At 71.7% G+C, this 13,800-nt stretch carries 10 protein-coding genes and 3 pseudogenes; 6 read left to right on the forward strand and 7 right to left on the reverse strand.

Annotation, left to right across the window (positions count from 1 at the left end):
• Positions 1-93: 93 nt before the first annotated feature.
• The gene (locus tag VT52_RS33790) at positions 94-1,233 is read left to right on the forward strand and encodes a LacI family DNA-binding transcriptional regulator (protein WP_046427160.1); all 1,140 of its coding nucleotides are present in this window, start codon (positions 94-96) and stop codon (positions 1,231-1,233) included.
• Positions 1,230-2,141: a carbohydrate kinase family protein gene (locus tag VT52_RS33795; RefSeq protein WP_046427162.1), complete on the forward strand. Its 912-nt coding sequence runs from the start codon at positions 1,230-1,232 to the stop codon at positions 2,139-2,141. Before VT52_RS33790 ends, VT52_RS33795 begins: the two co-directional genes overlap by 4 nt.
• Positions 2,142-2,258: 117 nt before the next feature.
• Here the strand turns inward: VT52_RS33795 and uvrA are convergent, their stop codons facing one another.
• Positions 2,259-5,330: an excinuclease ABC subunit UvrA gene (gene uvrA, locus VT52_RS33800; protein WP_046427164.1), complete on the reverse strand. Its 3,072-nt coding sequence runs from the start codon at positions 5,328-5,330 to the stop codon at positions 2,259-2,261.
• A gap of 224 nt (positions 5,331-5,554) precedes the next feature.
• Between uvrA and VT52_RS33805 the strand changes: the two genes are divergently transcribed.
• The 3 genes and pseudogenes from VT52_RS33805 to VT52_RS39475 form a co-directional block, all read left to right on the forward strand.
• A complete protein-coding gene (locus tag VT52_RS33805) occupies positions 5,555-6,241 on the forward strand; it encodes a maleylpyruvate isomerase family mycothiol-dependent enzyme (protein WP_046427166.1) in 687 nt (228 codons plus the stop codon).
• 354 nt (positions 6,242-6,595) lie between these two features.
• A complete protein-coding gene (locus tag VT52_RS33810) occupies positions 6,596-7,252 on the forward strand; it encodes an MBL fold metallo-hydrolase (RefSeq protein ID WP_046427170.1) in 657 nt (218 codons plus the stop codon).
• 238 nt (positions 7,253-7,490) lie between these two features.
• A pseudogene (locus VT52_RS39475) lies at positions 7,491-7,981 on the forward strand (amino acid ABC transporter ATP-binding protein); the annotation flags it as partial.
• Positions 7,982-8,021: 40 nt separating this feature from the next.
• Here VT52_RS39475 and aroQ read toward each other — a convergent pair.
• On the reverse strand, positions 8,022-8,495 hold the full coding sequence (gene aroQ, locus VT52_RS33820; RefSeq protein WP_046427172.1) for a type II 3-dehydroquinate dehydratase: 474 nt from the start codon (positions 8,493-8,495) through the stop codon (positions 8,022-8,024).
• A gap of 175 nt (positions 8,496-8,670) precedes the next feature.
• On the opposite strand from aroQ, the gene VT52_RS33825 reads away from it, so the two are divergent.
• Positions 8,671-9,987, forward strand: coding sequence for an MFS transporter (locus tag VT52_RS33825; RefSeq protein ID WP_206306680.1), 1,317 nt, complete (start codon positions 8,671-8,673; stop codon positions 9,985-9,987).
• On the opposite strand, the gene VT52_RS33830 is transcribed toward VT52_RS33825, so the two are convergent.
• From VT52_RS33830 to VT52_RS33850, 5 genes and pseudogenes are all read right to left on the reverse strand, one after another.
• On the reverse strand, positions 9,977-11,077 hold the full coding sequence (locus VT52_RS33830) for a calcium:cation antiporter (protein ID WP_046427174.1): 1,101 nt from the start codon (positions 11,075-11,077) through the stop codon (positions 9,977-9,979). The two genes, VT52_RS33825 and VT52_RS33830, sit on opposite strands and share 11 nt — an antisense overlap.
• 189 nt (positions 11,078-11,266) lie before the next feature.
• Positions 11,267-12,271: a TerC family protein gene (locus VT52_RS33835; protein ID WP_046427176.1), complete on the reverse strand. Its 1,005-nt coding sequence runs from the start codon at positions 12,269-12,271 to the stop codon at positions 11,267-11,269.
• Between the two features lie 226 nt (positions 12,272-12,497).
• A pseudogene (locus VT52_RS39840) lies at positions 12,498-12,884 on the reverse strand (hypothetical protein); the annotation flags it as partial.
• 2 nt (positions 12,885-12,886) lie between these two features.
• A pseudogene (locus VT52_RS39845) lies at positions 12,887-13,346 on the reverse strand (TerD family protein); the annotation flags it as partial.
• A gap of 6 nt (positions 13,347-13,352) precedes the next feature.
• A partial coding sequence (locus tag VT52_RS33850; RefSeq protein ID WP_071387750.1) for a TerD family protein occupies positions 13,353-13,800 on the reverse strand: 448 nt, incomplete at its 5' end.

Consider the following 13,800-nt stretch of genomic DNA (forward strand, 5'->3'; position numbering starts at 1 on the left):
AAACGCTTGCGCAAGCGTTTACGCGGGGTCACCCGATGGGGTACGTTCCCGGCCGGAAGGCGCCCGCACCGCGCGCGGCGAGGAGGGGTTTCGATGGCCACCATGGCGGACGTCGCGCGGAGCGCCGGAGTCTCCGTGGCGACCGTCTCCCACGTCCTCAACGGCACCCGCCCCGTCTCGCCCGGCACCCGTCGGGCCGTCCTGGACGCCGTGGACGCCCTCGGCTACACCCCGAACACCCTGGCCCGCTCCTTGGTGACCGCGCGCACCCGCTCCATCGGGCTCGCGGTGTCGGCGATCAGCAACCCGTACTTCACCGCGATCCTCCAGGGCGTCGAGACGGCGGCGCTGGAGGCCGGCTACGGGCTGCTCCTGGCCGATCCGCACGACGACCCTCTCCACGAGCGCGAGGTCGCGCGGCTCCTGCACGAGCGGCGGGTGGACGGATTGATCGTCGCCCCGTCCGCGCGGCCGGACGAGCTGGTCGACTACCTCAGCCGCCATGCCGTACCGACCGTGTTCCTGGACCGTCTGATCGACCCGCCCGGATCCGGCGACGGGGCGGCTGCCGCCGCGGCCACGGGCGCCCCGTTCTTCGATCAGGTCTGCGCGGAGAGCGCCGAACCGACCGCCCGTCTCGTCGCCCACCTCGCCGGGCTGGGGCACCGCCGGATCGGCCTGATCGCGGGCCTACCGGGGCTCAGCACGACCCGTGAGCGCGTCACCGGCTATCTGGACGGCCTCGCCGCCGCGGGCCTGGCGCACGACGACCGGCTCCTGTTGTCCGGCAGCTCCGAGTCCGCGGGTGCCGAGCGGGCCACCGCCACCCTGCTCGCTCTCTCCGATCCGCCCACCGCGCTCGTCACCGCCAACAACGCGATGACCCTCGGTGCGCTGCGCGTCCTTCGCCGGCACGGCCTGTCCGTGCCACGCGACATCGCCGTGTGCTGTTTCGACGACTTCCCCTGGGCCGACCTCTTCTCGCCCCGGCTCACCGCCATCGCCCAGCCCAGCAGGGAACTGGGCACCCGGGCCGTGCGCCTGCTGCTCGATCGCCTGGCCGAACCGGGCCGGCCGTCCCGGACCGTACGGCTGCCCTGCGCGTTCGTCCACCGCACGTCCTGCGGTTGCCCGGAGGAAGCCACGCCGTCCGAGGCGGCCGAGCGCACCGCGTCCTCCGCCCTACCGAAGATCCCGCCCGAGCCCCCGTCCGAGAAGGGAACCGCCTCGTGATCGTCGTCGCCGGTGAGGCACTGATCGACCTGGTACCGCAGGGCCCCGGCGCCCTCGCGGCCCTGAAACCGGCGCCCGGCGGCGGCCCGTACAACACCGCCCTGGCCCTCGGGCGGCTCGGCTCCCCCACCGCCTTCTGCTCCCGGACGTCGTACGACGCCTACGGGGAGGCCCTGCTCGACGGGCTGCGGCGGGCCGGGGTCGAGGTGTCGGGCGTACAGCGGGGCCCGGAGCCGACGACCCTCGCGGTGGCCACGGTCGACGGCGGCGGCTCTGCGTCGTACTCCTTCTACGTGGACGGCACCGCCGACCGTCTCTTCACCGCCCCCGCCGTGCTCCCCTCGGACACCCGCGCGGTGTCCTTCGGCACCCTGTCGCTCGTCCTGGAACCGGGGGCGAGCGCCTATGAGGAACTGATGCGCGGGGCGGCCGCGCAGGGGCTGTTCACCGCGCTCGACCCGAACATCCGGGCGGGACTGATCCCGGACGCGGACGCCTACCGGGCGCGCTTCGCGGGCTGGCTGCCCTCGGTGACGCTGCTGAAGGTGTCCGCGGAGGACGCGGCGTGGCTGGGCGGGACGCCGCGCGAGTGGCTGGCCGAGGGGCCGGCGGCCGTGGTGGTGACCCGGGGCGGGGAGGGCCTGACCGTGTACACCCGGGACGGCGGGGAGTGCTCCGTGCCCGGCGAGAAGGTCGACGTCGTGGACACCATCGGCGCCGGAGACACGGTGAACGCGGCGTTGCTGCACGGCCTGTCCGCCATGGACGCGCTGTCGCGGGAGGCGCTGGCCGCCCTCGGGACGGAGGGCTGGGCGCGGTTGCTGCGCTTCGCGGCGCGTGCGGCGGCGCTCACCTGTTCACGGGCGGGGGCGGAGCCGCCTTACGCGGATGAGCTGGGCGATGTGTGAGCCGTCCGCTTTCCGTCTGCTCTTGTCAAGGAGCCGCCGCCGGTTCATGCGGCTGATGGTGGAACGAACGGCGCCCCGCGGAGAGTTCCCGCGGGGCGCCGCTTTTCTGACCCGATGTCAGGCTTTGCTCGCCCGCGTCGTCCTCTTCGCGGGCGTCGCCTTCTTCGTCGCGGCCGCCGTCTTCGTCGCGGTCCTCTTCGCCACGGCTGTCTTCTTCGTGGCCGCGGCGGCCTTCTTGGTCGCGGTGTCGTCGGCCTTGGCCGTCACCGCCTTCTTCGCCGGCGTCCTGGCCGCGGCCGTCTTCCGGGTGGCGCGCGGCGCCCTGACGGGCTCCGCGTCGCTGATCCGGTCGGCGCCGAGGATCTCGCGCAGGAACTTGCCGGTGTGGCTGGCCGGGACCCCGGCGACCTCCTCGGGCGTGCCCTCGGCGACCACCAGGCCACCGCCGGCGCCGCCCTCCGGGCCCATGTCCACGAGCCAGTCGGCGGTCTTGATCACATCGAGGTTGTGCTCGATGACGATGACCGTGTTGCCCTTGTCGACCAGGCCGCCGAGCACCTTCAGCAGCTTGCTGATGTCCTCGAAGTGCAGACCGGTGGTGGGCTCGTCCAGCACGTAGACCGTGCGTCCGGTGGAGCGCTTCTGGAGTTCGCTGGCGAGTTTGACGCGCTGGGCCTCGCCGCCGGAGAGCGTGGTGGCGGACTGGCCGAGACGGACGTAGCCGAGGCCGACGTCGTGCAGCGTCTTCAGGTGGCGCGAGATCGCCGGGACCGCCTCGAAGAAGTGCATGGCCTCCTCGATCGGCATGTTCAGCACCTCGGCGATGGACTTGCCCTTGTAGTGGACCTCCAGGGTCTCCCGGTTGTACCGGGCGCCGTGGCAGACCTCGCACGGGACGTACACGTCCGGGAGGAAGTTCATCTCGATCTTGATGGTGCCGTCGCCCGCGCAGTTCTCGCAGCGGCCGCCCTTGACGTTGAAGGAGAAGCGGCCGGGCTGGTAGCCGCGGACCTTGGCCTCGGTGGTCTCGGCGAACAGCCGGCGGACGTGGTCGAAGACGCCGGTGTAGGTCGCCGGGTTGGACCGCGGGGTGCGGCCGATCGGCGACTGGTCGACATGGACGACCTTGTCCACCAGGTCGTCGCCCGCCACGCGGGTGTGCCGGCCGGGGACGGTGCGCGCGCCGTTCAGCTCGCGCGCCAGGTGGGTGTACAGGATGTCGTTGACCAGGGTGGACTTGCCGGACCCCGAGACGCCCGTGACCGCCGTGAACACGCCCAACGGGAAGGACACGTCGATGTCCTGGAGGTTGTTCTCGCGAGCGCCGTGCACGGTGAGCTGCCGCGAGGAGTCGCGGGGGCGCCGGATCTCCGGGAGCGGGATGGCCTTGCGGCCCGAGAGGTAGGCGCCGGTCTGCGACTCGGTGTTGGCGAGCAGTTCCTTCAGGGAACCGCTGTGCACCACCTTGCCGCCGTGCTCACCGGCGCCGGGGCCGATGTCCACCACCCAGTCGGCGACCTTGATGGTGTCCTCGTCGTGCTCCACGACGATGAGCGTGTTGCCCATGTCGCGCAGCCGGACCAGGGTCTCGATCAGCCGGTGGTTGTCGCGCTGGTGCAGTCCGATGGAGGGCTCGTCCAGCACGTACAGCACACCGACCAGGCCGGAGCCGATCTGGGTGGCCAGGCGGATGCGCTGGGCCTCGCCGCCCGAGAGGGTGCCGGCGGCGCGGTTGAGCGAGAGGTAGTCCAGGCCGACGTCGACCAGGAAGCGCAGCCGCTCGTTGACCTCCTTCAGGACGCGTTCGGCGATCTTCTTGTCGCGGGCGCTCAGCTTCAGCTCGCCCAGGAACTCCGCGCAGTCGCTGATGGACATCGCCGAGACCTCGGCGATCGACTTACCCATGACGCTGACGGCGAGGACGATCGGCTTGAGACGGGTGCCCTCGCAGGAGGGGCAGGGGACCTCGCGCATGTAGCCCTCGAAGCGCTCCCGGCTGGCGTCGCTCTCGGCCTCGCTGTGCCGGCGCTTGACGAAGGGCACCGCGCCCTCGAAGGGCGTGGTGTAGACCCGCTCGCGGCCGTACCGGTTGCGGTAGCGCACCTCGATCTGGGTCTTGTGGCCGTGCAGCAGGGCCTTTTTGGCGCGCTGCGGCAGGCCCGCGAAGGGGATGTCCGTACGGAAGCCGAGCGCGTCCGCTAGGGCGCCGATCAGCCTGCCGAAGTAGTCCTTGGTGTGTCCGTGCGACCAGGGGTGGACGGCGCCCTCGTCCAGGGACTTGTCGGGGTCCGGGACGATCAGCTCGGGGTCGACCTCCATGCGGGTGCCGATGCCGGTGCACTCGGGGCACGCGCCGAAGGGCGAGTTGAAGGAGAAGGAACGGGGCTCCAGCTCCTCGAAGGACAGGTCGTCGTACGGGCAGTACAGGTGCTCCGAGTACATGCGCTCGCGCTCGGGGTCGTCCTCGGGGAGGTCCACGAAGTCGAGCACGACCATGCCGCCGGACAGGCCGAGCGCGGTCTCCACGGAGTCGGTGAGCCGGCGCTTGGCGGAGTCCTTCACCGTGAGGCGGTCCACGACCACCTCGATGGTGTGCTTCTCCTGCTTCTTCAGGGCCGGCGGTTCGGACAGCTGGACGGTCTCGCCGTCCACGCGCGCGCGGGAGTAGCCCTTGGTCTGGAGGTCGGAGAAGAGATCGACGAACTCGCCCTTGCGCTCGCGCACCAGCGGCGAGAGCACCTGGAAGCGGCTCCCCTCCGGCAGTTCCAGGACCTTGTCCACGATGGCCTGCGGCGACTGGCGCGAGATCGGACGGCCGCACTCGGGGCAGTGCGGCTTGCCGATGCGCGCGAAGAGCAGACGCAGGTAGTCGTAGACCTCGGTGATGGTACCGACGGTCGAGCGGGGGTTGCGCGAGGTGGACTTCTGGTCGATGGAGACCGCCGGGGACAGGCCCTCGATGAAGTCGACGTCCGGCTTGTCCATCTGCCCGAGGAACTGCCGTGCGTACGAGGAAAGCGACTCCACGTAGCGCCGCTGGCCCTCGGCGAAGATCGTGTCGAAGGCCAGGGACGACTTGCCCGACCCGGACAGGCCCGTGAAGACGATGAGCGAGTCACGAGGCAGGTCGAGCGAGACGTTCTTCAGGTTGTGCTCGCGCGCTCCACGGACGATGAGACGGTCGGCCACGCCGGTCCGCACCTTTCTTGGGGGGAGTGACAGGGGCGGAGCCCCCCGTGCTCTTCACACTAGGGGGAGCCACTGACAACGCCGGTCGGATTGCTCGGTTGCATAACAACCCCCGGCCTTCCAGCATGCCCGACGCCGCCTCCGACCATATAGCACGCGCATTCGAATTACGGACGAGCTTCACCAGCTTCACCCGAACGAGTGGCGGGGCTAGGGTCGGGCCCATGATTGATCACGCTCATGACCTGGCATGTGTACGTGAAGCGACCGAGCGGCTTCTCGACGCGGTCGCGCGACTGGACAACGCCTCACTCGCCGAGCCGTCACGGCTTCCCGGCTGGAGCCGCGGCCATGTCCTCGCCCACCTCGCCCGCAACGCGGACGCGCTCGTGAACGTCCTGGAGGGCCGCCCCATGTACGCGAGCGCCGAGGCGCGGGACGGCGACATCGCCGACGGGGCCGGACGCCCCCTGGAGACCCAGCTCGCCGACCTGCGCGAGACGGCGGAGCGGTTCCGGGCCGCGGGAGACGCGCCCGCGGACTGGACGCGCACAGTGGAGCTGCGCAACGGGGTCACCGACGACGCGGCCCGGGTGCCGTTCCGCCGGTGGGCCGAGGTGGAGCTGCACCATGTGGACCTCGGGACCGGGTACGAACTGGAGGACCTCCCGGCCGAGTTCCTGGAGCGGGAGGCCGACTTCCTGACCAGGCGCTTCTCCGGCGCCGCCGACGTCCCCGCGACCCGTGTCACGGACGGTACGCACGCGTGGACCACGGGACGGCCCGCGGACAGGCCCGAGGTCACCGTCACGGGTACCGCGGCCGACCTGGTCGGCTGGCTGGCCGGCCGCCGCGACGGCTCCGCCCTGGCGGCGGACGGCGGGACCCTGCCGAAGCTGCCGCCGCTCTAGGTTCCGAGCACCGCACGGCGGAGCGGTCGGCGGCTCCGGACGAAGGCCGCCGACCGAGGCCGCCGGCCGAAGAGGGCGCGCCGGCTCACGGGCATGTGACGATCAGGACGCGGGAAGTCCTGGTGCCGCGTTTCGCCCCGCGACCCGTCCCCCGGGCCGGTGGGACACAGCGGCCCTGTTCGACGACGCCGGGTGGAGCCGGGCGCGGGAACTCGCCCGGCGGATGCTCGCCCGGGAGGGCGGCGGCGCCTCGGCACTCGCGGACATCGGCGTCGTTCGGGGGACCGTCCGCGGTCCGGACCGCGTGTGCCGCAGAGACGCCGCTCCCGGCGCGAACGGCATAGGCTGATCACCATGACGTACACGGGCGAGGTCAGGGTCGGCGGGCCGGCGGATGTGCATGAGCTCAAGGACCTGATGATCACGAAGATCGCGGTCGGGCCGATGGACAACAACGCCTATCTGCTGCGCTGCCGGGCCACCGACGAGCAGCTCCTGATCGACGCCGCGAACGAGCCGCGGACGCTCCTGGGGATGATCGGTGACGACGGCATCGCATCCGTCGTCACCACCCACCAGCACGGCGACCACTGGCAGGCGCTCTCCGAGGTCGTGGCCGCGACGGGCGCGCGCACGCACGCCGGCCGCGAGGACGCGCCCGGCATCCCGGTGGCCACCGACGTGCTGGTGGACGACGGCGACGTCATCCGGGTGGGACAGGTGGAGCTCACCGCCCGCCACCTCGTCGGGCACACGCCGGGCTCGATCGCGCTGGTCTACGACGACCCGCACGGCCATCCGCACGTCTTCACCGGCGACTGCCTCTTCCCGGGCGGTGTCGGCAACACGCGCAAGGACCCGAAGGCGTTCGCCAGCCTGATCCACGACGTGGAGACGAAGATCTTCGACGTGCTGCCGGACGAGACCTGGGTCTATCCGGGCCACGGCGACGACACCACGCTCGGCGCCGAGCGCCCGCGTCTGCCGGAGTGGCACGCGCGCGGGTGGTAACCCCGGCCGCCCGTAGGGGGATGGCGTACGACCGGCGCGAGCGCCCGGCGTAAATACCGGCCCGCGCGCCCCGTGTGAACGTTTCGCACACACCCGGCGCACGCGCACGCTCCCCCGAACCGTCGACACGCGGTCAACTGGTCGCAGCCCCCGCCCGGGATGACGGCTCCCGAGCGGCAGGGCCGCCGGTCTGCCCACCCTGCCCTGGGCCGGCGGCCCGGGGCCAGGGCCCATGTACTTCCAGGCGTACGACCTCTTCCCGCACATGACCGCGCTGGACAACATCACGCTCGCCCCGCGCCGGGTGCACGGCGTCTCCCGCGCCGAGGCCGAGGAGCGGGCCGGGGAACTGCTGGAGCGCCTCGGGCAGGCCGGCAGGGCGGACGCGCCTGTCCGGACCGGCTCAGCGGCGGCCGGCAGCAGCGGGTGGCGATCGTACGGGCCCTCGCCGTGCGACCCCGGCCGTTGCTGCTGGACGAGATCACGGCCGCGCTCGACCCCGAACTGGTGGGCGAGGTGCTGGAGGTGGTCCGGGGGCTGAAGGACGAGGGCATGACCATGGTGCTGGCCACCCGTGAGATGGGCTTCGCGCGGGACGCCGCCGACCAGGTGTGCTTCCTGGACGTCGGGGTCGTCCTCGAACACGGCACCGCCGAGCAGGTTTTCGAGGACCCGCAGCGGGAACGCACCCGGCGCTTCCTGCGGCGGATCGTCGAGGCGGGCCGGGTCGCCTGTAGGACCGCAGGGGGCCTTCTCCGGGACGGCGGGGCTACGCGTCGGCCCGCGTCGCGCCCAGGAGTGCCGCGACCCGCTCGACGCCGAACGCGTAGCCCTGCACGCCGCAGCCCGCGATCACGCCGTCGGCGCGCAGGGAGACGTACGAGTGGTGCCGGAACGTCTCGCGCTGGTGGATGTTGGAGATGTGCACCTCGATGACGGGCATGCCGTCGCAGGTGTTCAGCGCGTCCAGGATCGCCACCGAAGTGTGGGAGTAGGCAGCGGGGTTGATGACGATGCCGCAGTGGTCCCGGCGTGCCTGGTGGATCCAGTCGACCAGTTCGCCCTCGTGGTTGGACTGCCGGAAGTCGATCGTGCCGCCGTGCGAGGCCGCCGCCCGGGCGCACAGCGCCTCGACGTCGGCGAGGGTCTCCCTGCCGTAGATCTCGGGCTGGCGCCGGCCCAGCAGGTTCAGGTTGGGCCCGTTGAGGATCATGATCGGGGCGTTGGCCAGGGTGCGGGGCACGGTTCCTCCGGTCGTTCAGGGCGGTGCGTCCGCGACCGCCGCTCGCCCCCGGTCTATCACGGCTCCGGCGTGCGCTCCGGCCCCGTGCCCCACTCGCCCCGGGCGCGCGCTTCGGCCACGCGGTCACCCCTGTACGCCCCCGTAACCCCTGATCACAGTGGGTAGTTGACGCACCATGTACGACGTACGCGCTGTCACGACAGCCTCTCTGCCGCGTCTGGCCGCCGCCTCCCTCGCCGGCACCGCGGTCGAGTTCTACGACTTCTACGCCTACGGGACCGCGGCCGCGCTGGTCCTGGGGCCGCTGTTCTTCCCCTCCTTCTCGCCGGCCACCGGGACGCTGGCGGCGTTCGCGACGTTCGGCGTGGGATTCGTGGCCAGGCCCCTGGGCTCGGTGCTGTTCGGGCACCTCGGGGACCGGCGCGGACGGCGGCCGGTGCTGATGGCCTCGCTGCTGCTCACCAGCGCCTCGACGATCGCGGTGGGCTGTGTGCCCTCCTACGCCACGATCGGCGTGGCCGCGCCCGTGCTGCTCCTGATGCTGCGGTTCCTGCAGGGGCTCGGGCTCGGCGGCGAGTGGGGCGGGGCCGTACTGCTGACCGTCGAGCACGCGCCCGCCGGCCGGCGCGCCCTGTGGTCGAGCATTCCGCAGCTGGGGCCCGCGATCGGCTTCGTGCTCGCCAACGGGGCGATGCTGGCGCTGTCCACCGGGCTCTCCGACGCGCAGTTCACCGAGTGGGGCTGGCGGCTGCCGTTCTGGGCGGCCGCCGTGCCCGCTCTGGCGGGGCTGTGGCTGCGTTCGTCGCTCGCCGAGAGCCCCCGGTTCCTGGAGATCGACGACCACGCGCGCGTGCCCTTCATGGAGGTCGTACGGCACCACGGCCGGCTGGTGCTGCTGGCCGCGGGGGCGCTGGCGGCCGGGTACGCGGTGTTCTACGCGGTGACGACCTGGTCGCTGTCGTACGCGACGGAGCGGCTCGACGTGAGCCGGAGCGTCATGCTGACCTGTGTCATGGCGGCGGTCCTCGTGCAGGCCCCGCTCATCCCCGCCGCGGCGCTGCTCGGCGACCGGTACGGGCGCCGGCCGATGTGCGTGACCGGATGCGCCGCCTGCGCGCTGTGGATGCTGCCCATGGTCTCGCTGCTGGCGAGCGGCGAGCCGCTGCTGATGTTCCTCGGGATGCTGGGCGCGCTGCTCGCCTTCGTCACCGTGTTCTCGGTGGTCTCCGCCTATCTGCCGGAGCTGTTCGAAGCCCGGGTGCGCTGCACGGGCGCCGCGGTGGGCTACAACCTCGGCGGGGTGCTCGGTGGCGCGCTCACCCCGGTGGTGGCCACGGCGCTCGCGCGGGGCGGCGGGCGCGTTCCCTGGGGCGTGGGCGGCTACCTGGCCGGCATGGCGCTGCTCAGCATGGCCTGCTTCGCGCTGCTGCCGGAGACGAACCCCGCGCCGGTGCCGGCGGTGGAGCCGGTGGCGGGTTCGGTCAGGGGTTGACCGCCAGCTCCAGGTAGGCCGCGAACAGCACCAGATGGACACCGCCCTGCAGGGGGGTCGCCCGGCCCGGCACCACGGTGAGGGAGGCGACCACCACTGTCAGCGCGAGCAGCAGCATGTGGACGGGATCGAGGCCGAGGACGAGTGGTCCCGACAGCCAGAGGGAGGCCAGCGCCACGGCGGGGACGGTCAGTCCGATACTGGCCATCGCCGAGCCGAGCGCGAGGTTGAGGCTGGTCTGCACGCGGTCCCGGCGCGCGGCGCGCAACGCGGCGATGGTCTCCGGGAGCAGCACGAGCAGCGCGATGATCACACCGACGACGGCCTGGCGCAGGCCCGCCGCCGTCACTCCCGCCTCGATGGCGGGTGACACGCCCTTGGCCAGGCCGACGACGCCGATCAGTGCCAGTCCGAGCATGCCGAGGCTGATCAGGGCGGTGCGCCTGGACGGGGGGCTCGCGTGGTCCTCGCTGCTGATGACCTGTCCCTGCCGGGTGATGGGCAGGAAGTAGTCCCGGTGCCGCACGGTCTGGGTGGTCACGAACAGGCCGTAGAGGATCAGTGAGGACAGCGCGGCGAAGGTCAGCTGGAGCGAGGAGAACTGCGGTCCCGGCTTGCTGGTGGTGAAGGTCGGGAGCACCAGGCTCAGCGTGGCCAGGGTGGCGACCGTCGCGAGCGCGGCGCCGGAGCCCTCGGGGTTGAAGACGGCGGTGCCGTGCCGCAGCGAGGCGACGAGCAGGCAGATGCCGACGATGCCGTTGCAGGTGATCATCACGGCGGCGAAGACGGTGTCCCTGGCCAGGGTGGAGCTCTTGTCGCCGCCGTCGGCCATCAGCGTGACGATCAGCGCCACCTCGATGACGGTGACGGCGACGGCCAGGACCAGGGAGCCGAAGGGTTCGCCGATGCGGTGGGCGATCACCTCGGCGTGGTGCACCGCCGCGAGGACGGCCCCGGCGAGGACCACCGTCACCAGGGCGATGACCGGGCCGGGCACGGCCCGGTGCCAGGTGAGGATCAGCAGGACGACCGCGAGCACCGGCACGGGGATCGTCCATCGCCGGGCGAGCCAACGCAGCCAAGTGATCATGCCGCGATCGTCGCAGAGAGCCACATGGTTCGCATTCCGCCCGTTCCGGATGCTTCCGCCCTTCCCGGCGGCGTCCGGCGCCGGCTCGGGCCGGGCCCCCGCGTGGCCGATCGCGTGCGACGGAGGGTCCTCCGCGGGCGGAGGACCCTCCGTGGGCGGCTGCCCTCGTGAGCCGTGCGGGCCGTGCGGTCAGACGTCCACGGTCTCCTTCTTCCCGGCGCCCGCGGTGCCGGTGGCCGCCGCGCCGGCCGCTTGCTTCCGGGAGGCCATGAGGCTGGTGACCGTGGTGACGACCAGGACCACGCAGATCACTCCGAGCGAGACCGGGGTGCTGATCTCGGGCACCGGGACGCCCGACTCGTGCAGCGCGTGCAGCACCAGCTTCACACCGATGAAGCCGAGGATGACCGACAGGCCGTACGAGAGGTGGACCAGCTTCTCCAGCAGGCCGCCGAGGACGAAGTACAGCTGGCGCAGGCCCATCAGCGCGAAGGCGTTGGCGGTGAAGACGATGTACGGGTCCTGGGTCAGGCCGAAGATCGCGGGGATCGAGTCCAGGGCGAACAGGATGTCGGTGGTGCCGATGGCGAGCATCACGACCAGCATCGGGGTCATGATCCGCTTGCCGTTCCGCCGGATCCACAGCTTGGTGCCGTGGTACCGGTCGGCCACGCCGAACCTGCGCTCCGCGGCCTTCAGCAGCCGGTTCTCCTCGAACTCCTCCTCACCCTCGTCGTCGGCGCGGGCCTCCTGGACGAGCTTCCAGGCGGTCCATATCAGGAATGCGCCGAAGAGGTAGAACACCCAGGAGAAGCTGGTGACGATCGCGGCTCCGGCGGCGATGAACACCGCTCGCAGTACCAGGGCTATCAGGACGCCGACGAGAAGGACGCGCTGCTGGTAGAGCGCGGGAACCGCGAACTTCGCCATGATCAGGACGAAGATGAAGAGGTTGTCGACGCTCAGCGACTTCTCGGTGATGTAGCCCGCGAAGAACTCGCCGGCCGGCTGCCCGCCACCGAAGAGGAGGAGGCCGAGGCCGAAGAGGCCGGCGAGGGCGATCCAGACGAGGGTCCAGACGCCCGCCTCTTTGACCGACACCTCGTGGGGCTTGCGCCCGACGAGGAAGTCGATCCCGATCAGGGCGGCCAGGCCCACGACGGTCAGGACCCACAGGGTCATCGAGACTTCCACGAGAACCTCCGGCATTTCGAGATGGCACGCACAGATGCGTTGTCACTGCCGGAGGTCTCTTCCACCCGCGCGGGGGCCGACGCCCCGGGGCCGGAATCCGGTCCGTACTGACGGGTGCGCCGCAGTCAGGGAGTACTCCCCTCCGCTCGAAGAACCGTACCCCAATCACCAAGCATTGGTAAAGTGAAAGGCAAAGAAAAGTTCAAAGTAGCAGCTCAAAGCGGCTTTACTTCAACTTGATCCGTGCGGCGGCGACCTCGCCGAGCACCTGTTCCACGATCCGGCTGCCGACCGGTACGAGCGCCGGCTCATAGGTCCAGGCATGGCCCACCCAGGGGCTGGCGACGTGGTAGTCGGGGACCGGGGTGAGGCGCGTCGGCGAACGCCACAGCGGGTCCGACAGAGGGCCGGCGGCGGCGTCCGCACGGTCCGCCACCAGCAGAAGGTGCACGCCGGCGGCCGGGCCGTCGTCCATCGGGTGGCGCAGCCGTGTGATGGCCCGGTCGTCGAAGCCGTGCGGGAAGTCGCTGACGATCAACAGCTGCCGAGTGGTGTCCACGCCGTCCGGAAGGGACCCGGCCGCGCCGACCCGCACCGCCATCCGCGCCAGGTCGCGCCCTGACCCGTCGCGCGGATCTTCCGGGCGCCCTGTCTGCGGTACAGCTCCAGGACGACCACCGCCGCCTCGGTGTCCAGCCCGGTGACGGCGTAGCGGGCGATCTCGGTGCCGGCAGGGCCGTGCACGGTGGTGCGCGGGGCGGGTACGGCGCCGAACCGGAGCGGCCCCGTGGTCCCGACGGGCAGGGCGAGGAAGACAGCGACCCGGTGGACGGCCTCGGGTACGGCCGACCGGTCCACGGCCAGGCGGTGTTCGGCGGCGGCCTTCCCGGTGCCTCGACACCGGGAAGCGTGGGGGCGCCGGGGTGGGCGACACGCCGGGGGCGGCCCCGGCGAGGACCGGGACCCCGGCCGAGATCCGGATCTCCGGCCGGACCTGGGACAGCGGGTGGTTCTGTCCCCGCACCAGCTCGGCCGCCCCCGTGTCGTGTCGCCGTGCGGCCCCGCCCGGCCGGATCCGCCGCTACAGGTGCGGCAGGATCGTCGGCATCAGGTCCTGGAAGGTGCGTCCGTTGGCGGCGGTGCCGAGGGCGGTCATCGTCCAGCCCGAGCCCACCCGGTGCACCTTGGCCATGATCTGGGCGGTGTACTCGCCGCCCCCGGCCAGCGTGTACCGGGCGAGTTCCTGCCCGTTGGACTCGTCCACCAGACGGCAGAACGCGTTCTCCACCTCCTGGAAGGTCTGGCCCGTGAAGGAGTTCACGGTGAAGACGATCTGGTCGATGTGGACCGGGACGCGCTGGAGGTCCACCAGGATCGCCTCGTCGTCGCCGCCCTGGCCGACGCCGCCCACCAGGTTGTCGCCGGTGTGGCGCACCGATCCGTCGTCGCTCACCAGGTGCCGGAAGAAGACCACGTCGACCGGCTGCTTCTCGGCGAAGAGCACCGCGGAGGCGTCCAGGTCGATCTCC

The sequence above is a fragment of the Streptomyces malaysiense genome (assembly GCF_000980885.2).
Lineage (GTDB): Bacteria > Actinomycetota > Actinomycetes > Streptomycetales > Streptomycetaceae > Streptomyces > Streptomyces malaysiense.

Excerpts from the sequence above, each read along its gene's own strand:
- VT52_RS33810 (WP_046427170.1), top strand. The coding sequence starts at position 6,596 with ATGACGTACACGGGCGAGGTCAGGGTCGGCGGGCCGGCGGATGTGCAT.
- VT52_RS33825 (WP_206306680.1), top strand. The coding sequence starts at position 8,671 with ATGTACGACGTACGCGCTGTCACGACAGCCTCTCTGCCGCGTCTGGCC.
- VT52_RS33790 (WP_046427160.1), top strand. The coding sequence starts at position 94 with ATGGCCACCATGGCGGACGTCGCGCGGAGCGCCGGAGTCTCCGTGGCG.
- VT52_RS33805 (WP_046427166.1), top strand. The coding sequence starts at position 5,555 with ATGATTGATCACGCTCATGACCTGGCATGTGTACGTGAAGCGACCGAG.
- VT52_RS33830 (WP_046427174.1), bottom strand. The coding sequence starts at position 11,077 with ATGATCACTTGGCTGCGTTGGCTCGCCCGGCGATGGACGATCCCCGTG.